This is a genomic window from Leptospira soteropolitanensis (assembly GCF_026151655.1).
In the GTDB taxonomy this organism is placed as follows: domain Bacteria; phylum Spirochaetota; class Leptospiria; order Leptospirales; family Leptospiraceae; genus Leptospira_A; species Leptospira_A soteropolitanensis.
On record NZ_JAMQPN010000008.1, the window covers coordinates 41,831 to 65,132 of the forward strand.

The window sequence follows — 23,302 nt, forward strand, 5'->3', positions numbered from 1 at the left end:
TCTTTAAATTAATACCGAACCGAAGCTGCAACAATAAACAATCGCTCTACGCGAGTATGTTTATTTTTATCAGTTTCAAAAACAGCATCCATAGATTCTTTTTGAGTCGCCTCAAAACGGATTAGTCCAGGGTTCCAGTGTAACAAATCAAAAGTGACGGTATAACCATTGGTCATAAATCCATTACGCGTATATGTAGTTGCCAACACTTGCTTAGGATCATAAAATCTCTCGATTCGCAAACTTAATCGGTACAAATCATGATAGCGAAAACTTGTCCAAAAAGTACCATGATACCATTGGTTGTATACTTTTGATTCACGATTTGTATAAATTCCTAATATAGGATTCACTTCTTTCCACCAAGGTTCATATTGAAACGATTCCTTGGCTTTTTGAGCTCCAACATCTCCAGATACAGCAAAGGACAACCAATCTAGAGCTTTCCATTCTAAAATTGTATTGTTATAAAATCTTGTTTGTTTTCGCTCATTGTCGGGAGCTTCATTCCCAGCAAATTGATTTGCTGTAATAGTAAAATTCGGAGTTATGAAAAACTTAAACTGGGAACCGAGAGATTTATCTTTATTCTGATCGGTTATATTTTGCCAACCATTCATAATATGAAACTGAAACTGAAACTTATCTGTAAACTTTGTAGTAAGCCTTACACCTGAAGAATAATAAGGTACGTAATCCAGAGCAAGTGCCCTCGTATAATTCCAATTATCTGAAGATATCCAAGATTCATGACCGATATGTCCAAAATAAATTCCACCATCTACCCAAGTGTCTTTTGCTAATTTAAATCCAACATAAGCTTCCTGGATATGTTTCACCGAATTTTGATTGGAACTAACATCGCGATTTGCTTCCGCCGCATAATTCGTATTTACTGATGTACCAAATTGAAGAGCAATACGACCTCGCACCTTCTCTTCTTGCCATTTGGCATCAACAAAACCAAGATTAATATTAAATTCATCATTACGAACTGCTTGCGTTGCATATTGACGTTCTTTTGAGATCGGATGATTCGTATTATGTGAATAATAAGTATCAACAAAGGCACCGAACTTTAAACTTGCAGGTAAAGGATTTTGTACGGGAACTGGCGGTTCTGTGGTCTGTAATTTTGTTTCTTCGGCACCTAACCGAGAAAAACAAAAGAACAATCCAAAAAAAAGTATTGGAAATTTGAAATTACTGATTTTTGTCACGTGGATCCGTTCCCGCAAAAACAGGAACGGAAATAGCAATTTACTTTTTTAATAACTCTTTGATTTCCTTAGGAAATCCGAGTAGGTCTTCTGGGATGGGGATTAATTTTTTTCTATATTTGGCTTTGTATTCTTTTTTAAATTTTGTATGGCAAGCCTTACACGTTTCATCAGGTTTTCCTAACGCTAACTTAGCATCAATAATTTCTTTCCACTCTGCCTTTTGATCCTCTGGTGCCATGTCAGGAACTTTTTCTAAAATTTTATTGAGATAGTCTGCATTTTCCTTTTTGTCATATAACTTCGTCGCAGGCTTTGTATACTCTTCCATAAAATCATGAAGATTCATTTCGACAGAAGATTTGGCTTTTTTTTCGGCATTGAGTACAACTCCGAGTGCTGATAAAAATATTAATAAACTCAACAAAAGTTTCAATTTCATATTCACCTTCCTGATGAATGCTAATGATTTACGACCTAAGAATCAAGCCTGTTTTTACGAAGGATTCTCTCTCCCAACCCAAATTTTTTAACCGATTCCAAGTTCACTCTTCCTGTATATTCATCCTGGTATTCTCCTAATGAATGAATAAACTCAGGGTTCATTCCTGCTAGTAACCTTGTTTCAGGTAGATAAAGATACCCTTTGGCTCTTCTCGGAGTGAAAGGAAAATGAATGAGCGATAGGTAATGATCCCAATGTTTCACATTTTCAGGGACGGATCGTTCAAAAGCACGAAGTCCTCTTTTTACATGTTTCACCTCATCTTCAAAAATAGTGAGCATTATATCCGAAGTTAGGTGGTCTTCAAAATAGGAAAAAACTTGAGCATATATCTGCGCATAATCTAAATTTGCCCCTTCAAACGAAATAGACATAATTGCAGTAAATGATTCGACGGTTTTAAATTGTCCTAATTGTTTCCAGAAGATATAATTTAAAGGAATATCACCAAAATCAATACCAAAGTCTCGCATGCGATTCAAATATAACTTAAAATGAGTTTGTTCCTCTTCAATGGTTTTTAAAAATCCATTCCGAATAGATCGAGGTGCATCAGGAAAAGCCAAAAGAGCCCAAGCGAATAACTCTATTGCCATAAGTTCATGGTTTGCAAAATGATGAAGGCTTAGCCCTCGATTGGACTCCAAGTTAAGATGTTCCAAACGCGGGATTTTTACTTTTTTGTCAGAAAATTGAAATTTTGAAGAACGACTAGGTGCTTCAATATGAATAGCAGTAAATTCAGTCTCTTCATCCCAATGACGACTTGGAGGCAATAGTTTATCTTCTAAACTACTAGCAAGTAACAAATGTTTTGCGTATTCTGAAACTTTCATTTATATCGTTTTTTAAAACTTCAAAAAAAGGAATTTACAAAAAGTAAATAGATAGGATATAAATCCAATTTCAATGAGTAAGGCTAAAACTAAAAGTACGAATTTTTACGAATCTGTCTACGCGATTGTAAAAAAAATACCCAAGGGAAAAGTTACCACCTATGGGCATATCGCTCTACTTTTGGGAAACCCGAGAGCTGCAAGAGCGGTGGGATATGCTTTGAACGCACTGAAAAAGGAAGTGGAACAAAAAATTCCCTGGCAGCGGGTAATTAACGCCCAAGGTCAGATTTCATTTCGTGGGGATACTTTCCGTGCTACTTTACAGAAAAAAATTCTTCAATCAGAAGGTGTTGTCTTTGATTTAAACGAAGATCGCTTAAATTTTGACAAGTACGGATGGTTTCCATAAAATGAAGAAAGATTTTCCCATTACCTTAACAATTGCAGGTTCTGATTCAGGAGGTGGTGCCGGAGTACAGGCAGATCTTAAAACCTTTTCTTCATTAGCTACTTTTGGGACCACAGTTTTCACCTGTTTGACAGCTCAAAATCCAGATGGAGTCAGTGGCATTTCTGAAATTTCACCAGACTTTGTTTCTGCTCAATTAAAAGCTGTGGCTGGATATTTCCAAGTCAAATCAGCAAAAACAGGTATGTTATATTCTGCAAATATCATACAAACTGTTGCAGAGTTTTTTTACGAAAACCCTGAGATACAACTGGTCGTTGATCCAGTGATGGTTGCCACCAGTGGTGCAAAACTCCTAAAGGACGATGCAATCCAATCCCTAACCAAAGATCTTTTACCACTTGCAAAACTAATCACACCCAATCTTGATGAAGCATCTTTATTGTTAGGTGAAAAAATAAACCAATATGACCAACTTGTTCCGATGGCTGAAAAATTATTTCAGAAGTATAATGTACCGATTCTATTAAAAGGAGGACATTTACCAAACGCAACAGAAGCTACTGATATTTTATTTGATGGAAAATCTTCTTACGTATTCTCAAAACCTTTTTTAAAGGGGAAAAACACTCATGGAACAGGATGTACTTATTCTGCTGCCATTACGTCTTTTCTTGCGCACGGGAAAAGTCTTCCAGAAGCGGTCGGATCAGCAAAAGAATACCTCCACCTAACACTAGAAGATGAAATCAAAACTGGACCAATTTATCATCTAAATCACTTCCCCGAACCAACAAACTAATATTCGATATTGAGTTCTTTGATTTTTTTATCTAATGTGTTACGATTGATTCCCAAAAATTTTGCAACTCGAGTTTTGGTATAACGAAACTTTTTCATTGCATATTGAATTAGCCTTGATTCCACTTCGCTCACTACGATTTCCATAGCACGACCATCTAAGCCATCAAGTTGGCCAGGGGTAAGACGACCTGAACCCAAATCCAAAGGTTCTGATCCTGCTGTGGTTTCCACATGATTGAGTTGTGTCACCTCGGTTGTATGCTCTGGTAAATCTTCTAAACTTGCAAGAATGTCCGAAAAATCTTCCTCATTTAATATTTCATCTTGAGCAAGAACCACTGCACGTTCGATCACATTTTCCAACTCACGAACGTTACCTGGCCATCGATATTTCAACAAAAGTTTAGAAGCTTCCCTAGATATTCCCTTAACTACTTTATTATTATCTTTTGTATACTTTTCTAAAAAATGATTCATAAGAAGTGGAATGTCTTCCACTCGATCGCGTAACGGTGGCGTGTTTATTTTTACTACATTCAAACGGTAAAAAAGATCTGCGCGGAATTTTTTTTCTGCAACAAGTTGTTCTAACTCGGCATTCGTAGCAGCTATGATCCTTACATCAACTTTTTTTGCTTTTGTTGAACCAATGGCTTCAATCTCTCTTTCCTGCAAAACTCGCAGTAATTTTGACTGTAAGTTTAAATCCATTTCTCCAATTTCATCTAAAAAAATCGTTCCTGTATCCGCTAACTCAAACTTTCCTTTTTTATCTGTAACAGCTCCAGTAAAGGATCCTTTTTTGTGTCCAAAAAGTTCACTCTCAAGCAAATTCTCTGGAATCGCCGCGCAGTTGATTTTTATAAATGGATTTTCAGAACGGGAACTATTGTAGTGAATTGCATTTGCTATCATCTCTTTACCGGTTCCTGATTCTCCAGTAATCAAAACGGAAGCTCTGGAATCGGCAACTAGTTGGATTTTTTCAAACATCTTCTCCATACTAGCCGCTTTTCCGATAAGTGAACCAAACTTATATTTATTTTTTAATTCTCTTTTCAGTTGTATATTTTCGCGAGAGATTTCCTTTTTTGCTTCTTCGACTAAATTTTGGATTTTAATCGATTGAGAGATGATGGATGCAACCACTTGAAGAAAGTCTAAAAAAGATTTTAAATCCGTATGTTTATTTTGAACTATAAAAGCATTCACAACACCAAGCATAGTTTGTTCACTTAATATTGGTGCGCAAAGTAAACTTACATTATGTGGATCATGTTTAAAATGTGAAAGGTATCCGACTCGATTCAAAAAATCTGGATGGCTAGCCACAGATTCGATAATGATAGGTTCTCCTGATTCATATACTTTTCCAGTAATCCCTTCGCCTGGTTGGTATGTACCTTTATCAATTTCTTCAGGTGAAAGGCCTGAAGCCGCTACAATTCGAAGTAAACCTTCATCTTTATTAAATAATACAATACTTCCTTTCTCGAGACGCAGAGATTTTTCCATAGTTACCATTATGGAATCAAAAACTTCATTTTGGTCTAATGTGGAACTAACTACTTTGGAAATTTCAATGAGAGTTGCTTGGATTTTAGTCCTTTGCTCTAAACTCCGGATGGTTTGTAAGTTTTTAAAAATTTGCCCCGCTTGATTTGCAAGAACGCTTACAATTTCTAACATCTCAGCGGTAAAAGCATTCAAACGATTTGAGTCGAGTGATATAACTCCGATAATATCATCTTCTACAATCATTGGAGCAACTAACTCTGATTTGATTTCCTCTTTTACTTGAATGTAGTCAGGATCTTTGGAAACATCGTTAACGAGTTTTGCTTTTCCCGTAGATGCTGCCATTCCCGTGATCCCTTGCCCAATTTTTAGTTTGGTCTCTCGGAGTAACTGCTGGTTCATCCCCCGAGATGTCACCGCATCTAAAACCCCGTGTTTTTCATCGATGAGCATCAGGGATCCCGATTCAACCCCACAGATCTGGATACAACGATCCAAAATCAATTCGAGTAATCCGTCCGGATCTTGCGTGGAATTCATGGCCGTGGCCACTTCATGAATGGATTGGATGGGATTAAATTTTTTCACGGTCATAGTTCTTGCTCTTTAGTATTACGCTCTGCCTTGTAAAAACGCAGAAAGGGAATGCCGATGACAAAAACAATATGCTTATTTAACGAACAAATAAACCATTTTTTAATCATATTTGCCGACATCCTTCCGTTTTCTGCAGAAAAAACAACATTTGCTTATAGATTAAGCATGAATCGTACCAGGTTTCTCAGCAGGTGAGGAAATTCTTGTAGCTTATGAAAAAAGAAATCAAGTACCTTGGCTAGGATGAACTCTGAGCCCGCTGAGGATCGAATCTGTTTGCTCTGCGCCGAACAGCAACTCCCGAATGGGATCACAAGGAACGGTCGGTTCTTCTGCCAAACCTGCGATCGGGAATGGATTTTAGAGAAACGAAAAATTGCTCGTATCGGAAAGAACATTCTCAGCTCAAAAGAGAAAACAGAATTCCTTTTGGATAATCTTTCTATTTTCAATTCTTCGATGGGTCTTGACGAATTGATGCAAAGGTTTGCTGAACTTATATCGGTCCGTCTGAAGCGAGATAAAATCGCAATATTTGTCACAAACTTAGAGTTAGGTGAAATTAAACTAGCCTATTATTCGAGCAGGCAAAAAACATTACAACGAGCCATCAAACGAATTACATTAGATTATGATTTAAGTTATGGTATCTTAGTGGAAACTATGGCGAAAGGCGAACCTCGCTTTTATAAATTTGCTGACCAAAGCCATCCTTTTTACGATTTTTATTCGAAGCTCACAGGGACAAAATCACAACTAGTTATTCCCATTCTTTACGCCAATACTGCCGTCGGTATGCTAACTATTGATTATGATGAAGAAGATTACTCCGACTATTTCGAAGACCAAGAAATTTTACAGCTAGTAGTGGGCCAATTTGCGGTTTCTCTCCGCAATTCATTAATATTTTCTAAATCGGAAAACCAATCTAAAAACTTCCGAAGTTTACATACAGCGGCTCTAACACTAAGCCAACTTTATTTAAACAATCATGATGAAATGATTCGTATGATTTTATTGACTCTGTCGGGAATTGTGGAGTCTTCCTTAACTTGCCTAATAGAAAGAACATCCGAATCATCTAAGGCTAAAATATTTAGACTTTATCGCGATTTGGAGAATTACCAAATCAATACAAACACAACAATGATAGAAGTGGAACTAATTGATCCTCTTTTACAAATCAAAGAAACCATTACGATTGATCCTTCCACAAGTGCTTATGTAGAATCCCTTGGGATAGAAGGGAAGGAGTCTATGTTATTTCCACTTACTTTGGAAAATGGAACCAATTGCGTTTTTATTCTCACCAAACAAGAAAGCCGATTTCCCAATGATGAAATTGAAGCACTCAATGCTTTTGTTTCTTTGGCTAGAATCACAATGGAAAATGCCAATTTATACCAAAACCTTTCGAATAAAGAAAGATTAGAAAAAGAAATTGAAATCGCAAAGGAAATCCAAAGCACTCTCTTACCGAGGAATTCACCTGAAGCCGAAGGTTTTTCGTTTGGTGGTTTTATGGTGCCGGCTCGTGGTATTGGTGGAGACTACTATGATTTTATTTTATCACCCAATAGAAATGAACTTTTTATATGTATTGGAGATGTTAGTGGAAAAGGTGTTGCGGCAGGACTCGTTATGGCTACGGTCCGAACCATTCTCCATTCCCTTGTTCGCGTCAAAGACTCCCCTTGGGAAATTTTAAACGACATTAATAACTATCTTTATGCCAGTTATAAAGAAGCAATGACCCCTAGGTTTATGAGTATGATTTTACTCAGATGGAATTTGATCACTGGTGAAGTACAATATTCTGGTGCGGGACATGGAAATTTTTACCACTACCATGCCGATTCAAAATCTCTCTCGGTGATAGAAACAGAAGGTGTGATCCTAGGAATCCAACCCGATATTTCGGCTTTCCGAAATGAGTCTAAGTTGCGATTTGATTCAGGAGATACCATTCTTTTGTACACAGATGGAGTTACAGAAGCACGGAATGCCGATGGAATCGAATTTGGAGAATCTGAATTAAAATCTAATTTTTTTTCCTTTATCTCTTTAGAGCCAAAAAACATACTAGAGAAGATCTATTCGGAACTAAAAGAATTTGTCAAAGAACAAGAACAACATGATGATATCACAATGGTGGCAGTGAGAAAGATATGATCGCGGAAATTCCGACTTCAATTGCAAAAATTTTTGAATCTGCGCTAACCAGAATGGGAAACAATCTACCAAAATATTGGGCGGAACAAAAAACACAATTTCTCATCGCATACTCTGGCGGAAAAGATTCCTCTATATTAGTTTTGTTTTTCAACTATTTAAAGGAAACCTATCATATCCAAACTCCTTCGCTTTTTTATTTGTCTCACGGCATTCGGTCTATCGAAACAGAAGAAAAAGAATTATTAGGTTTTTTACGATCCACTGGATTTCCTTATCAATTCGTAAAAAAAAAATCCCAAAACTTTCTCTTAAACTAAAAAAGGGCTTAGAAGAAACAGGAAGACTCGTTCGTTATCACGAACTGAAAAAAATCACCAATAAACTTCCATCCATAATTCTAACCGGCCACCATTGTTATGACTATACAGAATCTATTTTCCTGCATTTAACCAGGGGTGGTGGGAAAAAAGCATTTTATACACTTCCTCCTTTTGACGGAGAACGATTTTTGCCTTTGGTTTTTTTTGAAGATAAAGAGTTAGCTGTGCTTTATGATTATGTATTGAATCATATGCAGGTGTTCGAAGACGAATCGAACAAAGACCCTATTTATAAACGCAACCGTATCCGTATGGACTTATTACCCATATTAGAAAAAGAGAATTGGAACTTCCATAAAATTTATTGGAACTTCCACGATCGGTCCCAACTCAATCTACAGTTTAATTTAAAAAGGGAACCCATTTCAAAACAAGGTCCACATATTTTTCGTATCCCTCATGAAACATGGACAAGTCTTAATTTGACTGCAAAAAAAGATCTTATCGATTTTCATTTGAAGTTACTTGGGCATTATCCTCTATACAAATCAGGGTTTGACAATTTCCGGTTACAATCAGAAGGTGAAAGAGCTTTTTTAGAAAACAAAAACTGTTTTCTATACAAATCAAAGTTTGGTGACCTTTTCATTATTGATAAAAAATCACCAGCATTTAAAAAAGCAATTTCCTACCGAGACGGGGAGAACCTTTGTATTGAGTGGAATCAAAATAGGTTTAAGATATCCGATCCTCAGGGAAAATACAGTCTTGGTTCTTGGCATCACGGTCAAAAAATACAAATCCGTTCAGGAAATAAGGAAATTTCGGAATGTATGCGGGAAAACGGAATTCCTTTTTTCCTAAGAACCTTTATCCCAATCCTCTATTTTGATGGGGAACCTATTCAAATTTTGTTTTCTCTCTTTTCAAAAAGTGAAAAGAATTATCCGAAACGAATCTATTTGGAAAGATGAGCTAGATGCACAAGTATTCTAAAGAAATTCCGTTTCCTGAAACCAAATTCTTCACATCCATTGCCAACTTAAACGAAAAAGAGGAATTAGATTCCATTCCTTCTGTTGCTTTTATGGGTAGATCCAATTCAGGGAAATCAAGTTTACTAAATGCTCTCTCAAATCATAAGGGTCTTGCAAAAGTTTCAAGAACTCCAGGAAAAACAAAACTAATCAATATTTTTAAAACCAAAGAAGGATTTAATCTAATCGACTTACCTGGATTTGGTTATTCAAAAGCCTCTCACAAAGAACACAAAGATATGATGAAACTTTTGGAAGGTTTCTTAAATACATGGACAAAATTAAAAATTTTATTTATCCTTTGTGACTCTCAAAGAGAATTTCCTGAAGAAGAACTTTCCACAATAGAAGTTGCTATGGAAAAAAAAATCAAACCCGTTGTGATTCGAACCAAAATAGATAAACTCAATCAAAGCGAGCAACATCGTGTCCGAACAGAAATGGAATCCGCTATGAATGAAATTGGTATCCCCTTTCGAGTCTTTTATATTTCGTCAACAACTGGACGCGGAATTGGAGAGTTAAGGGAGTTTATTGTAGAAAATATGGTAAATCAAACAAAAGTATCTAAATAATTACCTGAGTTAGATTCTGATTGTATATTTATCATTCCAAATAAATTAGAAGTCATCATCTTACGAAAGTCTGTAAGTAAAGCAAAAGTTTCTTTTAGTTGTTCTTTGATTCGAAGAAGTCTCACTTCTTCTTCCAATCTCTTTTTTTCTGACTCAATTTCTTTCAAACGTTCTTCAGAACGAATATCAGAATCTGTTTTTTTGGTTTTTTCCGATTCTAGTTTTGTTTCGAGTTCTTTAATTTTAGATTCCAACTCTTTTTCATGTGTTTTTTGTATTAACTCTTTTGGATTCAATTTAGTTTTTTCATTCGAATTGGATTTGTTCTCTTCCTCCTCTTTCAACCGAAATAAGTCTTTTATCGATTTTCCATCCGAATAAGGAGTGAGAGCGGGATCTTCTTCCGATTGTGATTTTGGGCGAGTGACAGCATGTGTTTCACCACTCACTGCCACCATCCTACCATCTCTTAACTCATAATTGATTTTTACTTGAACCGACTGAACGTCTCGACCTTCTCGAAAAGCTTCATTTTTGAATTCAGCCGCATGCCCGAGTTCATGAGATATCACATGTAAGGCAGAAAGAGATTCAGGAGCACTTTCCAATTGACCATGCCCAACATAGTTCACCCGGCGATCTTTTAAAAGATCTACATTCATGCTTTTGAATGGGGACTCGTCGATTCTCATGTAAACCTCACCACCTAATGGGTACTTCGGTTTGTCTTAAGAAAATATTAGTAAGAAATTAGATTTTTGGAAAGTAAAAACTCTCCTAAATGCTTAGGAGAGTTTTTAAAAATGATTCTTTAGGGACGTTTATGGACCGGTGCGAACACAACGGACAAAGTTCCTTTGTGTTTTTACAACATTTCTCTGGACTCCATAGGATTGCCGATCGAACGAAATCGCATAGGCAGTTTCGCCAGGAATGTCCTCGTTGTTTGACCAAGCCGTCCAATAGTCTTCTTCCTGAGTGGAGGGAAAGAACTGAAGGGTAGCCGCACGACCAGGAACCACCAATCTTTGGTATTCTACCACCGTCGGAACTCGCCAAGTAGCTCCCAAAAAGTTACTATTTTGGCAGGCTGCATACAACTCACTCGAACCAGAAATAGAAATCGAAGAAAAACCTTGGAGCACCTGAGGGAAAGCAATTGAGTTACAAGCATGCGTTTTAGAATCGCAATACGCAACCTGAGTCGCTCCTGCTCGAGACACATCACCAGGATTAAAAATGGAACCTTGTGCCCCTAAACAGTCGTTATTTCCAGGACGATAAATTTGTCCATGCGTACACTTTTGCCATACTAAATTGGCAACAGGATCAGTGATAGTTCCATTCCCGTTGTCTCGTAGACTCTGGTTGGACAGGATCCCTGCAATGAGCAAGTTGGTTTCTTCTGGACTTAAGCCAAAGGTATCTTCTACAGGCTTCATTTCACAGTTCATGAAAAAAGATAAGACCAAAAGAGCGAAACAATATTGAATTTTTTTCATAAGCTCTGCCCTCCTAAAATATATGGTTAAAGTTAATGAATGCTTGTCTATCTTCGTTTGAAATTGCATAATCAACGTAGATAACAGTTGCTTGGTTCCAAGGAATTCTTAGACCAAGACCTCTAGAGTGTTTGTAATTCTTTAAGTTTGCATCCTCTGTACGATCCCAAACTCGCCCTACATCATAAAAGGGTACCAATTGAAAGTCAAAGTGTTGACCACCAAACTCGGCTTCCGCGAACTTCCAACGAATTTCAAAGTTAGCAAAAGCCATTGTTTGTCCAACAAAACGATCTTGTTTGTAACCACGAATGGTAGTTCTACCACCTAAACCAGATTGGTTAGATTCTGTTCCCCACATATTGCGGTATTCATAAAACGGTGCATCTCCATTGGTTTGAATCATAGTTCCGCGAGCCGCAATCACAAACTTCTCCAAAATTTCCGGAGGTTTGTTTGTAAACCATTGAACAGGACTGAGGAAAACACGACCAGATACTAAGTTTTTATTGAATTCTGATGTTGAACCAATCGCCTTAGTCGAACGTTCATGAGTATATTCTAAGAATAATCCACGGTTAGGATCCGGCTCGAAGTCACGGGTATCATAAACAATCCCGGCTCGAATTGTGTTTGTATAACCACCGTTAATTCCGTTGATTTTTCCATCTTTATCATCACGAGTTAATTTAGTTTCCCCTTGCGGAGTACCTACTGTATTGTCCACACCCAGAAGACCTAAAATACCGTCAGCAGAACCAAACTGAGCATCATTATACTTTCCGTCATATCTACGAATGATTTGTTTGGAAAGACGAACGCCCGTTACTGTACGGAGTGTACCTCCGAAAAAGGAATATTCACCGGAAGTACTAAAGTTAGGATTTTCGATATCGTAACGATTGTATCTATGATCACTGACAACCGGAGCCTCTCCGTATCCCGCATCCCCTGGACGGCGATAACTCAAATTATCTTCATAGTCAGAAAAAGGTGCGTTCCTTCTGATCCTTCCATTCGGATCATTTCTTTCTAAATAAGACAAAGGTTGGAGAGTATCCTGACCGATTCCAAAATATAGGGAGTTCGGGTTTCTATCATAAACTAAGTCGGCACGAAGTCTCCATTTGGTATCGAAGATAAATGGTGCATCCAAACTCAACATGTGGTAAGGAGCTTGTTTAGTTGTATTAAAATACTGAGCAAAAATACGATAACGATACGGAGTGTATTCAAACAAAGGAGACGATTTCGTTCCGTTGTAAAAATAAAGAACACGAGCGCCATACCCAATCCCTACGTTTGGATCAGAGTTAATGAGTGGAAGACCGGTGAAGTATCCCCCCTCTTTTTTGATCTTAAAATCCCGTTCGCTGAGCCTCTTTTTTTCAGAGATTTCAAACGGAAGGTCCGTACGAGGTGCCCGTTCCTGACCGAGTACCCCATGAAAAAAGGAAAAAAACAAAAGAAGTGTCAAACTTCTTACAATATGATTATACATTCTCTACCTATTCGCCAAAGAAACTGCCTTATGGTGGGAAATTTGCAAAATATGTCAAATAGATTCGAAAATTTATGTTTTTTCCGAATCTATTCTGTGTAAAATCATCAGCACCTCGTCTTGTTGGACAAGTTCACCTTGCGATTTTCGTATCTCTTCCACTCGGCATGGATAAGGTGCCTTAACGGCGTTCTCCATTTTCATGGCTTCCAAAATGAGTAGAGTCTCCCCTTGTTTGTGTTCCCGTCCGACTTCCGTAGAGATTTGCACTACTTTTCCAGGCATTGGACTTTTGATTTCGGGAGTTGTCTGACCGGAACCTTCATAAGATCGTTCTGCTAGTTTCGCAGTCCAGATTTCGCCTTTCCAATGCAAAAATACTTCATTCCTTACTTTAAGATATTGTAATATAGATCCATCTTTCATGGTTAAGGTTGCCATCTGTTCTGGGTTCGATGCCTGAATTTCTTTGGCGATAAAATCATTCATTTGATAAATAATGGAATTGGTTCCTTTGCGAACTCGAACCTCTCTACCGCTTACATGGACTGAGGTTGGACCAGTTTTAGTTTCGAATAAATAATCCATATTAGGTGGTCTCCTTGATCCAAGGGTTTCGCGGTTCTTTCGATGCAAATACAGCACCTGCTAAAGCTAGTTTTAACTCTTCATTAGTTTTGTCTGATAAAAGTTCTTGTTCATTGTCTGCAATAAAGTGAGTGGATACCTTCCCTTCTGCAAATTCTTTTGAGGAAACTAGTTTTTGTAAAAACTGCAAATTGGTTTTTGGACCAAAAACAATTGTTTCTGACAAACATTCGATTAGGCGATGTATGGCAGTGATTCGATCTTCGCCCCATACAATGAGTTTTGCAATCATTGGATCGTAATACATTGTAATTTCAGATCCAGAAATAACACCGGAGTCTATCCTTAAATAATCTCTTTTGGGAAAGGAAAGATGATGGATTCGTCCCGTAGATGGTAAAAAACCTTCTTTGGGATCTTCTGCATAAATACGTACTTCTAATGCATGTCCTTTTTGCGGAGGAGTTTGTATTTGTGGTAATGATTCACCTTGGCAAACACGAATTTGCCATTCCACCAAATCAAGACCCGTTGTCATTTCTGTAACTGGATGTTCTACTTGTAAACGAGTATTCATTTCTAAAAAATAAAACTCTCCACTTTCACCTAATATGAATTCGACGGTTCCTGCTCCTTCATATTGTACAGATTTTGCAGCCATTACTGCCGCTTCTGACATTTTTGATTTTAAGTTTGATGGATAATTGGGAGCTGGAGTTTCTTCTACGACTTTTTGGTGTCGTCTTTGTAAAGAACAATCCCTTTCGTGTAAGTGGATGATATTTCCTTTGGTATCTCCAAAAATTTGAAACTCCACGTGCCGAGGATTTATAATGTATTTTTCTAATAAAATGCGATCATCACCAAAGGCAGAAAGTGCTTCCCGTTTTGCAGAAAGAATTCCAGGTTCTAGTTCTTCTGGTGTATTGATCCGCCGCATTCCTTTTCCCCCACCACCGGCACTTGCTTTTGCCATGATAGGATAACCAATTTTATCAGCTTCTTTTTTGAACACTGACATTTCCTGAGAAGCACCTTCATAACCTGGAACCACAGGAACTCCACTTTTTGCAACTAACAGACGTGAGCCGATTTTATCACCCATTGCTTCGATTGAATGAGGTTTTGGACCTATAAACCGAATTCCATGTTTTTCCAATTTTGTAGCAAAATCAGTATTTTCTGATAAAAAACCATATCCCGGATGAACGGCATCAGCTCCAGTTTCTAAACAAGCTTGAATTACCTTATCCACATTTAAGTAGGAAGATCTAGCATCCGTTCCCCCTAAAGAGAACGCCTCGTCCGCAGACTGAACAAACAAACTCCTGGCATCTGGATCGGAATAAATCGCTACCGTTTTTATTCCCATTTTTTTTGCGGTTCGAATGACACGTACGGCAATTTCACCGCGATTGGCGATGAGTATTTTTTGGATCGGCTTCATATAAGTAGGATCAAAACTAAAGAGCTATGAAAATAAATCAACAGAAAGATCGGAAGTCGATTGACCGTCGTCTTCCATAACAAATTCTTTTTTTATGGTGAAACAGTTTTTTAATCCTAGGTTTTCAGACCGAATTTTCCTAACTTATTTTTCCTTTGGATTCCTCACCCTCTTCCTGCACCGCATTTTATTCTTTTTAGTTTATTCTTATCGTTTGGAGGAATTTCCATTTTTAGTTCTTCTAAAAGCATTTTTATTAGGGTTTCGATTTGATTGGGTTACCGTTTCGATCTTGTTAGTTGGATTTTACCTACTATCCCTTTGGGATAAAGCATCCCGTTTGAAATGGTATAGATATTTTTGGCTTACCACACCTCTGATATTATATCCGGTTTGTTTGATTCACTTATTTGTTGACTTATTATATTTTGAGAACGCAAACAAACATATCGGATACGAAGCGATCGTTTTTTTAGGTGATATAGATGTTTTGATTACCTCCGCATTCCAAGAGGCCCCTTTCAAAATCCTCTCATTTCTGATTTGTATTGGGTTGTATGCCTATGGGATTCGATTTTGGTTTATCAAATTTAATATTTATAAGAAAAGGAATGAAAACGAATCCTTTCGTCCCAATATTCTCAAAACCATTCTTTGGATTCTTTTTTTCTTTATAGGACTTCGTGGTGGCCCGCAAGAATCACCCTTAAGGGCAAGCGAAGCGATTATTTCCGATGATGCCCTCATCAATCAACTAGCTTTAAATGGCATTTACACAACCATTAACGATTTTAAGAGCCAATCGATTCCCAAACACTTAAAAATGTCAAATGAAGATATGTTGGCCGTGGTAAAGGAAGAAATTTCTTATGAAGGTGCCAGTTTTGTCAATGATCCTGAGTTTCCATTAGTTCGAAAGATTGAAAAAATCTCTGGCAGAAATCCCATCAATGTAGTTCTCATCATCCAAGAATCTTGGACAGGAAAATACGTCTGGCCAATCTCCGATGGAATCTGGTTAGGTAAAGAAGTAACACCTTTTTACAATAGTTTGGCGAAAAAAGGTCATAGTTTTCGAAAATTTTATGCTAACGGGGGAAGGACAAGTAATGCCTTACTTTCCGTCCTTACCAGCGTTCCCGACAGACCTGGTCTTACGGCCATACGCACTCCACAAATTCTCAGCCATTTCTCTGCGATTGGTAATCTATTCACAGAGTTTGGATATCAAACCAGTTTCATTACCGGTGATGATTTAAAATTCGATAGTTTGGCCACTATCTTACCGCACTTTGGATTCCAGACTCTCATTGGAAAAGAAGACTTTCGAAAATCCGGTATGTATAAGATTGGTGCATGGGGATATGACGATGAACACCTTTACTCGAAAGCACTGGAAGAAATGGATCTTTATCAAAAAGAAAACAAACCATTTTTAATGACAATTCTCACGATGACAACGCATTACCCCTATAAGGTGCCAAGTTCAAAATATGAAATTTATGATTCTTCAGTCACGGATTTTGATTATCTGAATACGTATCATTATTCCGATTCTGCTTTAGAAACGTTTATGAAGGAAGTCCAAAAACGAAAATACTATGAGGACACTCTTTTTGTATTTGTGGGAGACCATACTCATCATAGGTATTTATCCTATTACGAAGACAGAATGGTTCCTTTTTTATTATTTTCACCTAAATACATCAAACCAAAGTTAGATGAAAGAATCGCATCTCAATTGGATGTACTACCGACAATTTTGGGAGTGGTCGGAAAAGAAACATACTTTGCTGGTTTTGGAAAAGATATGCGTGCGCCAAACGTAAAATCGGGAAGCACATATTTTGCTTATGGTAGTGCTTGCGGTTGGATCGATGAAGAGAAAATTCTCTACCAAAGTGTAGATGGAGATACACAGTTTATTTTTCAAATGATTCCACCTTATGGAGAAGATCCAGCCTGTAACCCTAATCGCAAAAACTGCTTCCGCCAAACGATTAAGGCACGGGCTTTCTTTAATTTGTCTTTGGAATTAATGAACCGAAATGCTGTATTTCCTTTAGAAGGTTCTTTACGGTACACCAGGAAATGAATCCACATACTTCACTTTGAAGTCGGGAAAACTAGTGACAATCTGCACTTTAAAATCTGGGAAAGAGGTAACTTCCTGCCACTTACCGCAGTCGGAAGGAAAACTACTCACCTTTTGTACTTTTAAGTCAGGAAAACTGTCCACAATTTGCACTTTGAAATCGGGGAAACTAGTCACAAACTGAACCTTACCGGCTAATTTTTTCCCTTTAAATGTGCAATCGGAACCAACTTCCCCCGCCCAAAGACCAGTGGAAAACAAAACAACGATCATCGAACCAACAATTTTATTCATACACTCTCCCCATTTTTGAGAAATTAATTTTCGATTTAAAAATGGGTCTGTCAATTCTTTTGTTTGATGATTTGGAATCTAATCACCTAGTTAAATCCAAATAAAATAGAGATCCTTAACTTAGTTTTGTCCGCTCTGCCTCTGTCATAACATCTAACTCTTGTTTTTTGGTATGCATTAAATTATATAAATAAGTTTGGAACTCTTCCCAAGAAGAAAAATCAGTAGGATCGTGGGAACCGAGACCCAAATAACCAACTATATTGCCCTTTTGGTAGTCCTGGTAGGTTGTAATTCCTGATTTCAGAGCCACAAACACAGGGATTTTTTGATCAAAAGCAATTTTCACCATACCTTTTTTTAAAGGGAGAATTTCTTCCGAATACGTATTTTTCCCTTCTGGGTATACAATGTACGAAGTAGTTTTTAAACCTTCGATTAAGTTTTTTACAGAAACTGCAACAGACATGGCTTTGGAATTATCAAATACTTGTGAGCCCATTGCAGTCATCCACCAATAGGCAAACCATGCTTTTTTAATGACCTGATTTGCTAAAAAAGGTTTACGTATCACATAACAATCATAAGGAAAATCCATCTCGTTAACATGGTTTAAAAAAATCATGTGACCTTTTTGCGGAACATCGATTTCGTTAAATACAATGAGCCTCGTTTTGGTAATTTTTAAGACATCCTCTGCCCAAATTTTGGTTCCTTCCAAAAACTCTTTGATCCGTGCTTCTTTATTTCCTGTGACTGAACGATAGATCCCTCTGATCAAATAAGGGCTTGCTTTACCAAAAACAAGAAGGGTGATTCTTAAGTAAACCTTCATCACCAAACGCCCGTAGTGGACACTCAGTCCATGTAAATTTTTTTTTATGAGATCATCAACGACCGGAATTTTCGCCATAGCAACAATTAGACAAAAGAGGCCATTCTATGGAAATAAAAAAGCCCAAGAAAATTCCTTGGGCTTCAAGATTCGGAAACGGTGTTAGCTAACGTTTCTTATTGCTGTGGGTTGGCAGTGGTTCCTGCAGCAGGTTTTGCAGGCACATTTAATGCTTTTTTGCGTTCTTGGTCATACTTCATGAACACCATATTATTGGAGTCCAAATCATACACACGACCTCTTACATCAGCATGGTCCACACGGTATTCTTCTGGCACGCGAACATCGAACATAGCTTGGATTCGTTGATCAAACTTTACATACGGATTTTTTGAAAAATCATAAGTAACACCATCAACTTTAACGGGTTGGCCTTCTACTGTGGCACCGTTTTCATCTTTGGTTGATTCTGATTTTGCTTGGGCATTGTTCAGGTAATAGTTGTCATAAGGATATTTCAACTTATAGATGTTAATTGCATTTGCCTTGGAATCACGAGCAAGATTGATCGCACCAAAATATAAGTCAATACGATACTTTCTGTGAGAAGGTTGGAGTTTTTGGTGTTTTTCCAAATTCTTCTCCACTTTTAACGCATTTGCTCTTGCTTCTTTCGCAAGACCTAAGTGTTTATATCCCAACTCCAAGTTTTTCTCAATGTCGTATTTGTTGTAACTGTAATGAGCTTCTTTCGGATCATACATACGGCGTGAATAGGGAGCTTCTCTCGGAATGTCCATCACGTCCTGGCGGAAGTAAGATCCTTTTCCGTATTCAATGGAAATATCAAGTAGGGCTTTATCCATTGGGTTGTTTGGATTTTTTCTTTCCATCGCTGTTTTCATCATCTCTTCTGCTCGAAGGATATAAAGTTGAGAAAGCTCTTCTGTCATTTTTTCAATACCTAACTGGCATTCGAGAAAACGTTGGTAAGCCGAAGAATAGTTACCTTCGAAGTGGTATTGTAAACCTTCTTGGTAGATACGTTTAGCTTCGTTGTATTTCTTCATACGGAAGCCTTCTTTTCCTTCGGGAGCATTGAGTTCCGTTGGTTTTCCTTCTGGATCTTCTCCACGGAAATTTTTTACAATTGGCTCTAACTCACGTAAGTAAGTCAGTAGTTCAATGCGTTTGTGGTATGATTTACTAGAGACTGATTCTGCAAACATTGGTGCCTGCATCAAAAGACTCATCATGAGAATAAGAAGGGATTGTTTCATTGCGCTGCCATTCATTCCGTTTCCGTACTTTCCTTCCTTGAAAGAATCTTACAAGTAATTTCGGGGAGACCCCTGTGAGTATTATCGGAGATTTCTGATATTGGATTGACAGATTGTATTTTAAAATTGAGCCTTTTCCTAGATTTTTCCTATGTCCCAAGCTGCTGCCCAGTCCAAAAAAGTATCTTTTCGCGCCAAAGAGTCTACAGTCTGCCCTATTTGTGATGAAAATCACCAAAAGGAACAAATGTTCCAAGGGGGTGGGAGGCTGATTGCCGGGAAGTTGGCTCAGGATTTACGTCGTTTATACGAAAAAAATAGAAAATTTGGTCGTGTCAGTCCTTTGGATTATGTCATGTCCGTTTGTCCGCGTTGTTTATATTCCTCTTTTCCTAAAGATTGGAATTCCTTAAACCCCGCTGACAATGAAGCCATCCGCATGGCCACAGATTCCCGCAGAAGTTATATTGAAAAAATTCTTGGGCCTTTGGACTTTACACAGGATCGTCAAATTGTGTTAGGTGCTGCATCGTATTTACTGGGAATGGATTGTTACCAACTTCGTGGTGCCAGTGTGGCCCCTACTCCTAAAAAAGCAGTTTGTGCCATCCGAGCTGCCTGGTATTTCTCAGATTTACATGATGAGTTTCCTCATATTGGTTATGATAAAATTCGGGACTTTCTCTACCAAAAAGCGGCCGTGATCTACGGTTACACCTTAGAACTTATGCAAAATGGAAACGAACCTGTGGACCAGGCAGCAGGAATGCTCGGACCCGATACAGATAATAACTGGGGATTTGATGGCGTTATTTATCTCAATGCTTTTCTTACGAAGAAATTCAAAGACCAGATGGCTCCAAAACCAGAAGACCAAGTGTTACTTTTATCGCGCGCCAAACGTACGCTAGCAAGGCTCTACGGATCAGGTAAAGCTTCCAAAGGAAAGCCAGGTCCCATTGTCGAAATGACACGCGAGTTGTATGATGAATATAATGCAATTTTAGAAGCAATGGGCGGCGAGAAGTAAGGGTTTGCCCAATTACGCTCTCCTCGTCGAATACGACGGTAATGATTTTTACGGCTGGCAAAAACAAAAAGAATTACCGACTGTACAAGCATCCATTGAATCTGCTCTATCCATTATTCTAAGAAAAAACCCCGCATCACGTTTGTCAGTAGCTGGTCGAACGGACACTGGTGTTCATGCTCTAGGAATGGTATGTAATTTTAAAACAGAGTATCCAATCCCTAACTTTCATAAATTACTTGTCTCCATCAACGCACTCACTCCTAAAGGAGTTTCTGTCAAAAACGCAATGGAAGTTCCTCCGGAGTTTCATTCACGGTTTAGTTGTACAGGAAGAGAATACATCTATAAAATTTATTACAGTAAATATGAAAGTAGTTTCGTTGAGGGCAGAGCCTTCTGGGAGAAACATCATGTGGATTGGGACTATGTGGAAAACCAACTCCAAAATCTAATCGGCGAGAAAGACTTTCGATCCCTAACCAAAGCAAAGTCAATGGCAGGCAAACGTGCCGTTAGGGAAATTTTTGACATCCGATTGGAACGATTGACACCAGATTGGATCCAAATCCGCATTCGAGCCAATGGATTTATGCACAATATGGTTCGTATTACGGTAGGAACTTTACTAGACATTGGAAAGGGACGTTGGAAATCTAGATCCATCGGCTCCATTTTGGAAGAGAAAAACCGTTCGACCGCAGGAATCACGCTCCCGCCGGATGGTCTCTATTTTGTCCGCGCATATTACGAAGATTATCCGGAAATTCATGAATTGTATAAAATCACTCTTCCTTAGCCTTTTTCTTGCAATTACACTGTTTTCTGGACTACTTTCCGCACAAACTCTAGAAGAATACAACAAACGCCGGTATGAAATCGGGGGCTGGGTCGGTGCGGCAAACCCGATGCCCGGAACTCCCACTGTTCGCGTTTTAGAAACTACGCTTGGAGGTGGGTTCTATGCGAGAATGCCTTGGCCTTGGATTTTTTATACAGAAGTGGGTGGATCTTATGCCGTGTTTTTATCAAGATCTGAACGGGCACTCACTGCGATCCCACTCTATGCCGCTCTTGCCTATAAAATTCCAGTAGAACTTCCTATCCAATTTTTTATCAAAGGTGGAGGAGGTTCTGCTTATGTTGTCGCTCGTCCTGCTGATACGGCTCGTTGGGATCCATCCGCCTATGCCGGGTTAGAAGCTAGTTTTATTGCTGGTCGTAGAATTCGCATCGGTGTTAGATTGGATTATCATAAGATCTTTGAAACACAAATGGATGTTCCTAATCAATATAGATACCCACTTTCCAGTCCTTATGATGACCCAAGGCTACAAAATCCGGCTAATTATACTTTGCAGAACGTAGATTTTTTCTATTTCGGTCTAACAGTGGGAGTTTTATTTTAATATGAAATCCTTCATAATACCTATTTTTGTATTTTTTTCACATATAATCTTATTCATCGATTGTAAAACCAAACTAGATTTAGGTGATGAATCAAAACTTCCGGTTATCTCCACTCTCTTTAATAACAGAATGTTATTACTTCTAAAAGGAACCTATGCCACAGACAATCCACTGGATTGGAACGAGCTGAATAACGGAACCGGAGAATTGTATATGGATTCCCAAGGGGAAGGTCTTGATCCAACCATGACTTTGGTGAACAGACCAAAAGTCGGAAATTTACCAATCTTTTTGGATATTGGAGAAGTTAGGATCTCTAGTAAGTACGTAAAAGGTTTAAACGACCTGACACAAATTCGAGATACTGTGGATTCTAATAAATTTTGGGACTATATTGCCCCAAACAGACAAGTATTTTGTACCGTGACTTACTCATTCGATAACAATACATGTACAGAGAGTAATGGAATCATGAAAGCCAGTGATTTTTTTACAGGTATTGGAGCCCAGTTCCCTTCTAACGATCCATCTTCTGAAACCATTGGTTGGGAAAGTTCCTATTCTGCTGGAAGATCTTGGTTTGGGCGGGAATACTATTACGCTGCCATTTATTTTCGTTCTCTTGTGACTGGATACGCTTTGGATGCGGGAGCTCCTGTTACCGGTCGATTCGATAACAGACCGATTGTGAATGGACTCAATATTGTTCCACGTAACAATTATATTGCGGGAACCTCAACATCTGCGAAAAGTACAATTGTCCCAAAATTATTTCCTGCACTTTATAGCCAACTTCCTAGCCAGTCTGTCCAGTCTGATATGCAAGTTCGAGATGGATTTGACCCTTATATCCTGGAAGTACGAGTCAATTTAAAAGAGAACTTAATGTTACACTCTTATGTGACAAGTCGTGCTACCACAGTCACTTATGTAGGAATCAGTGACATCTTCTATGACCATAAAGGTGAAGGGGACGCAGGTGGAAATTTATTGACTAGAGCAAGGATTATTTATCCGGAAACCGCATCTAGTTTAACAATATCAGGCGGCGGAAACTCTTTGTTGCATTACTTTGGAATCTTTAGAGAACAAGAAACTGATTTTTTAAACGTTTTGCCTCTTGCTGCTACACCAGCCAAACAAGGTGCCAAAATCAAATACCTAAACCCAGGTACTTATAAGGCGGTTTGTTTAGGAGACCTTGTGAAACAGGACGGCTTTCCTGATACTGTAGTACGAGAGACTACATTTAATATCCCGGAATACCCTTTCCGACAGACGTATAACGTTGATTTGACTTGCCCTTAGTAAAAAATTAGTT

At 38.2% G+C, this 23,302-nt stretch carries 23 protein-coding genes; 11 read left to right on the plus strand and 12 right to left on the minus strand.

Going from position 1 to position 23,302, the window contains the following annotated elements:
• Positions 1-8: 8 nt before the first annotated feature.
• Genes ND811_RS15325 through ND811_RS15335 form a run of 3 tightly spaced genes read right to left on the minus strand, consistent with a single transcriptional unit; the run spans position 9 to position 2,561 of the window.
• Positions 9-1,220 carry a porin gene (locus ND811_RS15325; protein ID WP_265352951.1) on the minus strand — a complete coding sequence of 404 codons (1,212 nt, stop codon included), beginning with the start codon at positions 1,218-1,220 and terminating at the stop codon, positions 9-11.
• A 40-nt stretch (positions 1,221-1,260) separates the two neighbouring features.
• Positions 1,261-1,662 (minus strand): hypothetical protein, encoded by a 402-nt coding sequence (locus ND811_RS15330; protein ID WP_265352950.1) that lies wholly within the window; start codon positions 1,660-1,662, stop codon positions 1,261-1,263.
• Between the two features lie 35 nt (positions 1,663-1,697).
• Positions 1,698-2,561, minus strand: coding sequence for a DUF455 family protein (locus ND811_RS15335; protein ID WP_265352949.1), 864 nt, complete (start codon positions 2,559-2,561; stop codon positions 1,698-1,700).
• 73 nt (positions 2,562-2,634) lie between these two features.
• On the opposite strand from ND811_RS15335, the gene ND811_RS15340 reads away from it, so the two are divergent.
• Both ND811_RS15340 and thiD read left to right on the plus strand, forming a co-directional pair.
• Entirely contained in the window at positions 2,635-2,973 is a 339-nt protein-coding gene (locus ND811_RS15340) for an MGMT family protein (RefSeq protein WP_265352948.1), read from the plus strand.
• A gap of 1 nt (position 2,974) precedes the next feature.
• Positions 2,975-3,775: a bifunctional hydroxymethylpyrimidine kinase/phosphomethylpyrimidine kinase gene (thiD, locus tag ND811_RS15345; RefSeq protein ID WP_265352947.1), complete on the plus strand. Its 801-nt coding sequence runs from the start codon at positions 2,975-2,977 to the stop codon at positions 3,773-3,775.
• Here the strand turns inward: thiD and ND811_RS15350 are convergent.
• On the minus strand, positions 3,772-5,889 hold the full coding sequence (locus ND811_RS15350; RefSeq protein ID WP_407658913.1) for a sigma-54-dependent Fis family transcriptional regulator: 2,118 nt from the start codon (positions 5,887-5,889) through the stop codon (positions 3,772-3,774). The two genes, thiD and ND811_RS15350, sit on opposite strands and share 4 nt — an antisense overlap.
• Positions 5,890-6,135: 246 nt before the next feature.
• On the opposite strand from ND811_RS15350, the gene ND811_RS15355 reads away from it, so the two are divergent.
• The 4 genes from ND811_RS15355 to yihA are packed head-to-tail and all read left to right on the plus strand — an operon-like array spanning position 6,136 to position 9,999.
• Complete coding sequence (locus ND811_RS15355; RefSeq protein WP_265352946.1) at positions 6,136-8,064, plus strand: GAF domain-containing SpoIIE family protein phosphatase; 1,929 nt, start codon at positions 6,136-6,138, stop codon at positions 8,062-8,064.
• Positions 8,061-8,384: a tRNA lysidine(34) synthetase gene (locus ND811_RS15360; protein ID WP_265352945.1), complete on the plus strand. Its 324-nt coding sequence runs from the start codon at positions 8,061-8,063 to the stop codon at positions 8,382-8,384. The genes ND811_RS15355 and ND811_RS15360 overlap by 4 nt, the downstream gene beginning before the upstream one ends.
• On the plus strand, positions 8,360-9,361 hold the full coding sequence (locus ND811_RS15365; RefSeq protein ID WP_265365536.1) for a tRNA lysidine(34) synthetase: 1,002 nt from the start codon (positions 8,360-8,362) through the stop codon (positions 9,359-9,361). The genes ND811_RS15360 and ND811_RS15365 overlap by 25 nt, the downstream gene beginning before the upstream one ends.
• Before the next feature lie 5 nt (positions 9,362-9,366).
• Positions 9,367-9,999 (plus strand): ribosome biogenesis GTP-binding protein YihA/YsxC, encoded by a 633-nt coding sequence (gene yihA, locus ND811_RS15370; RefSeq protein WP_265352944.1) that lies wholly within the window; start codon positions 9,367-9,369, stop codon positions 9,997-9,999.
• Here the strand turns inward: yihA and ND811_RS15375 are convergent.
• From ND811_RS15375 to ND811_RS15395, 5 genes are all read right to left on the minus strand, one after another.
• Positions 9,978-10,691, minus strand: coding sequence for a hypothetical protein (locus ND811_RS15375; RefSeq protein WP_265368961.1), 714 nt, complete (start codon positions 10,689-10,691; stop codon positions 9,978-9,980). The genes yihA and ND811_RS15375 overlap by 22 nt on opposite strands.
• A gap of 129 nt (positions 10,692-10,820) precedes the next feature.
• A complete protein-coding gene (gene lsa25 / locus ND811_RS15380; protein WP_265352942.1) occupies positions 10,821-11,501 on the minus strand; it encodes a surface adhesin Lsa25 in 681 nt (226 codons plus the stop codon).
• A 13-nt stretch (positions 11,502-11,514) separates the two neighbouring features.
• A complete protein-coding gene (gene omp85, locus ND811_RS15385; RefSeq protein WP_265352941.1) occupies positions 11,515-13,002 on the minus strand; it encodes an Omp85 family outer membrane protein in 1,488 nt (495 codons plus the stop codon).
• A 72-nt stretch (positions 13,003-13,074) separates the two neighbouring features.
• Positions 13,075-13,590 (minus strand): acyl-CoA carboxylase biotin carboxyl carrier protein subunit, encoded by a 516-nt coding sequence (locus ND811_RS15390; protein WP_135744761.1) that lies wholly within the window; start codon positions 13,588-13,590, stop codon positions 13,075-13,077.
• A 1-nt stretch (position 13,591) separates the two neighbouring features.
• Entirely contained in the window at positions 13,592-15,037 is a 1,446-nt protein-coding gene (locus tag ND811_RS15395; protein WP_265352940.1) for an acetyl-CoA carboxylase biotin carboxylase subunit, read from the minus strand.
• A 94-nt stretch (positions 15,038-15,131) separates the two neighbouring features.
• Between ND811_RS15395 and ND811_RS15400 the strand changes: the two genes are divergently transcribed.
• A complete protein-coding gene (locus tag ND811_RS15400; RefSeq protein ID WP_265352939.1) occupies positions 15,132-17,132 on the plus strand; it encodes an LTA synthase family protein in 2,001 nt (666 codons plus the stop codon).
• On the opposite strand, the gene ND811_RS15405 is transcribed toward ND811_RS15400, so the two are convergent.
• The 3 genes from ND811_RS15405 to ND811_RS15415 form a co-directional block, all read right to left on the minus strand.
• Positions 17,112-17,426 (minus strand): 7(1) septoil knot domain-containing protein, encoded by a 315-nt coding sequence (locus ND811_RS15405; RefSeq protein WP_135747378.1) that lies wholly within the window; start codon positions 17,424-17,426, stop codon positions 17,112-17,114. The two genes, ND811_RS15400 and ND811_RS15405, sit on opposite strands and share 21 nt — an antisense overlap.
• A 115-nt stretch (positions 17,427-17,541) precedes the next feature.
• A complete protein-coding gene (locus ND811_RS15410; protein WP_265352988.1) occupies positions 17,542-18,261 on the minus strand; it encodes a lysophospholipid acyltransferase family protein in 720 nt (239 codons plus the stop codon).
• Between the two features lie 176 nt (positions 18,262-18,437).
• On the minus strand, positions 18,438-19,556 hold the full coding sequence (locus ND811_RS15415; protein WP_265352938.1) for an LIC11274 family protein: 1,119 nt from the start codon (positions 19,554-19,556) through the stop codon (positions 18,438-18,440).
• 136 nt (positions 19,557-19,692) lie between these two features.
• On the opposite strand from ND811_RS15415, the gene ND811_RS15420 reads away from it, so the two are divergent.
• Genes ND811_RS15420 through ND811_RS15435 form a run of 4 tightly spaced genes read left to right on the plus strand, consistent with a single transcriptional unit; the run spans position 19,693 to position 23,289 of the window.
• Positions 19,693-20,571 (plus strand): DUF2225 domain-containing protein, encoded by an 879-nt coding sequence (locus tag ND811_RS15420; protein ID WP_265352937.1) that lies wholly within the window; start codon positions 19,693-19,695, stop codon positions 20,569-20,571.
• 4 nt (positions 20,572-20,575) lie between these two features.
• Complete coding sequence (gene truA, locus ND811_RS15425; protein ID WP_265352936.1) at positions 20,576-21,370, plus strand: tRNA pseudouridine(38-40) synthase TruA; 795 nt, start codon at positions 20,576-20,578, stop codon at positions 21,368-21,370.
• Entirely contained in the window at positions 21,342-21,980 is a 639-nt protein-coding gene (locus ND811_RS15430; protein ID WP_265352935.1) for a hypothetical protein, read from the plus strand. The genes truA and ND811_RS15430 overlap by 29 nt, the downstream gene beginning before the upstream one ends.
• A gap of 1 nt (position 21,981) precedes the next feature.
• Positions 21,982-23,289: an LIC11270 family surface protein gene (locus tag ND811_RS15435; protein WP_265352934.1), complete on the plus strand. Its 1,308-nt coding sequence runs from the start codon at positions 21,982-21,984 to the stop codon at positions 23,287-23,289.
• Positions 23,290-23,302: the final 13 nt, after the last annotated feature.

What these genes read in the sequence shown, in the direction of transcription:
- ND811_RS15330 (WP_265352950.1), bottom strand. Translation starts at nt 1,662, where the DNA reads ATGAAATTGAAACTTTTGTTGAGTTTATTAATATTTTTATCAGCACTC.
- ND811_RS15335 (WP_265352949.1), bottom strand. Translation starts at nt 2,561, where the DNA reads ATGAAAGTTTCAGAATACGCAAAACATTTGTTACTTGCTAGTAGTTTA.
- ND811_RS15340 (WP_265352948.1), top strand. Translation starts at nt 2,635, where the DNA reads ATGAGTAAGGCTAAAACTAAAAGTACGAATTTTTACGAATCTGTCTAC.
- thiD (WP_265352947.1), top strand. Translation starts at nt 2,975, where the DNA reads ATGAAGAAAGATTTTCCCATTACCTTAACAATTGCAGGTTCTGATTCA.
- ND811_RS15350 (WP_407658913.1), bottom strand. Translation starts at nt 5,889, where the DNA reads ATGACCGTGAAAAAATTTAATCCCATCCAATCCATTCATGAAGTGGCC.
- ND811_RS15355 (WP_265352946.1), top strand. Translation starts at nt 6,136, where the DNA reads ATGAACTCTGAGCCCGCTGAGGATCGAATCTGTTTGCTCTGCGCCGAA.
- ND811_RS15360 (WP_265352945.1), top strand. Translation starts at nt 8,061, where the DNA reads ATGATCGCGGAAATTCCGACTTCAATTGCAAAAATTTTTGAATCTGCG.
- yihA (WP_265352944.1), top strand. Translation starts at nt 9,367, where the DNA reads ATGCACAAGTATTCTAAAGAAATTCCGTTTCCTGAAACCAAATTCTTC.
- ND811_RS15375 (WP_265368961.1), bottom strand. Translation starts at nt 10,691, where the DNA reads ATGAGAATCGACGAGTCCCCATTCAAAAGCATGAATGTAGATCTTTTA.
- lsa25 (WP_265352942.1), bottom strand. Translation starts at nt 11,501, where the DNA reads ATGAAAAAAATTCAATATTGTTTCGCTCTTTTGGTCTTATCTTTTTTC.
- omp85 (WP_265352941.1), bottom strand. Translation starts at nt 13,002, where the DNA reads ATGTATAATCATATTGTAAGAAGTTTGACACTTCTTTTGTTTTTTTCC.
- ND811_RS15390 (WP_135744761.1), bottom strand. Translation starts at nt 13,590, where the DNA reads ATGGATTATTTATTCGAAACTAAAACTGGTCCAACCTCAGTCCATGTA.
- ND811_RS15395 (WP_265352940.1), bottom strand. Translation starts at nt 15,037, where the DNA reads ATGAAGCCGATCCAAAAAATACTCATCGCCAATCGCGGTGAAATTGCC.
- ND811_RS15400 (WP_265352939.1), top strand. Translation starts at nt 15,132, where the DNA reads ATGGTGAAACAGTTTTTTAATCCTAGGTTTTCAGACCGAATTTTCCTA.
- ND811_RS15405 (WP_135747378.1), bottom strand. Translation starts at nt 17,426, where the DNA reads ATGAATAAAATTGTTGGTTCGATGATCGTTGTTTTGTTTTCCACTGGT.
- ND811_RS15410 (WP_265352988.1), bottom strand. Translation starts at nt 18,261, where the DNA reads ATGAAGGTTTACTTAAGAATCACCCTTCTTGTTTTTGGTAAAGCAAGC.
- ND811_RS15415 (WP_265352938.1), bottom strand. Translation starts at nt 19,556, where the DNA reads ATGAATGGCAGCGCAATGAAACAATCCCTTCTTATTCTCATGATGAGT.
- ND811_RS15420 (WP_265352937.1), top strand. Translation starts at nt 19,693, where the DNA reads ATGTCCCAAGCTGCTGCCCAGTCCAAAAAAGTATCTTTTCGCGCCAAA.
- ND811_RS15430 (WP_265352935.1), top strand. Translation starts at nt 21,342, where the DNA reads ATGAATTGTATAAAATCACTCTTCCTTAGCCTTTTTCTTGCAATTACA.
- ND811_RS15435 (WP_265352934.1), top strand. Translation starts at nt 21,982, where the DNA reads ATGAAATCCTTCATAATACCTATTTTTGTATTTTTTTCACATATAATC.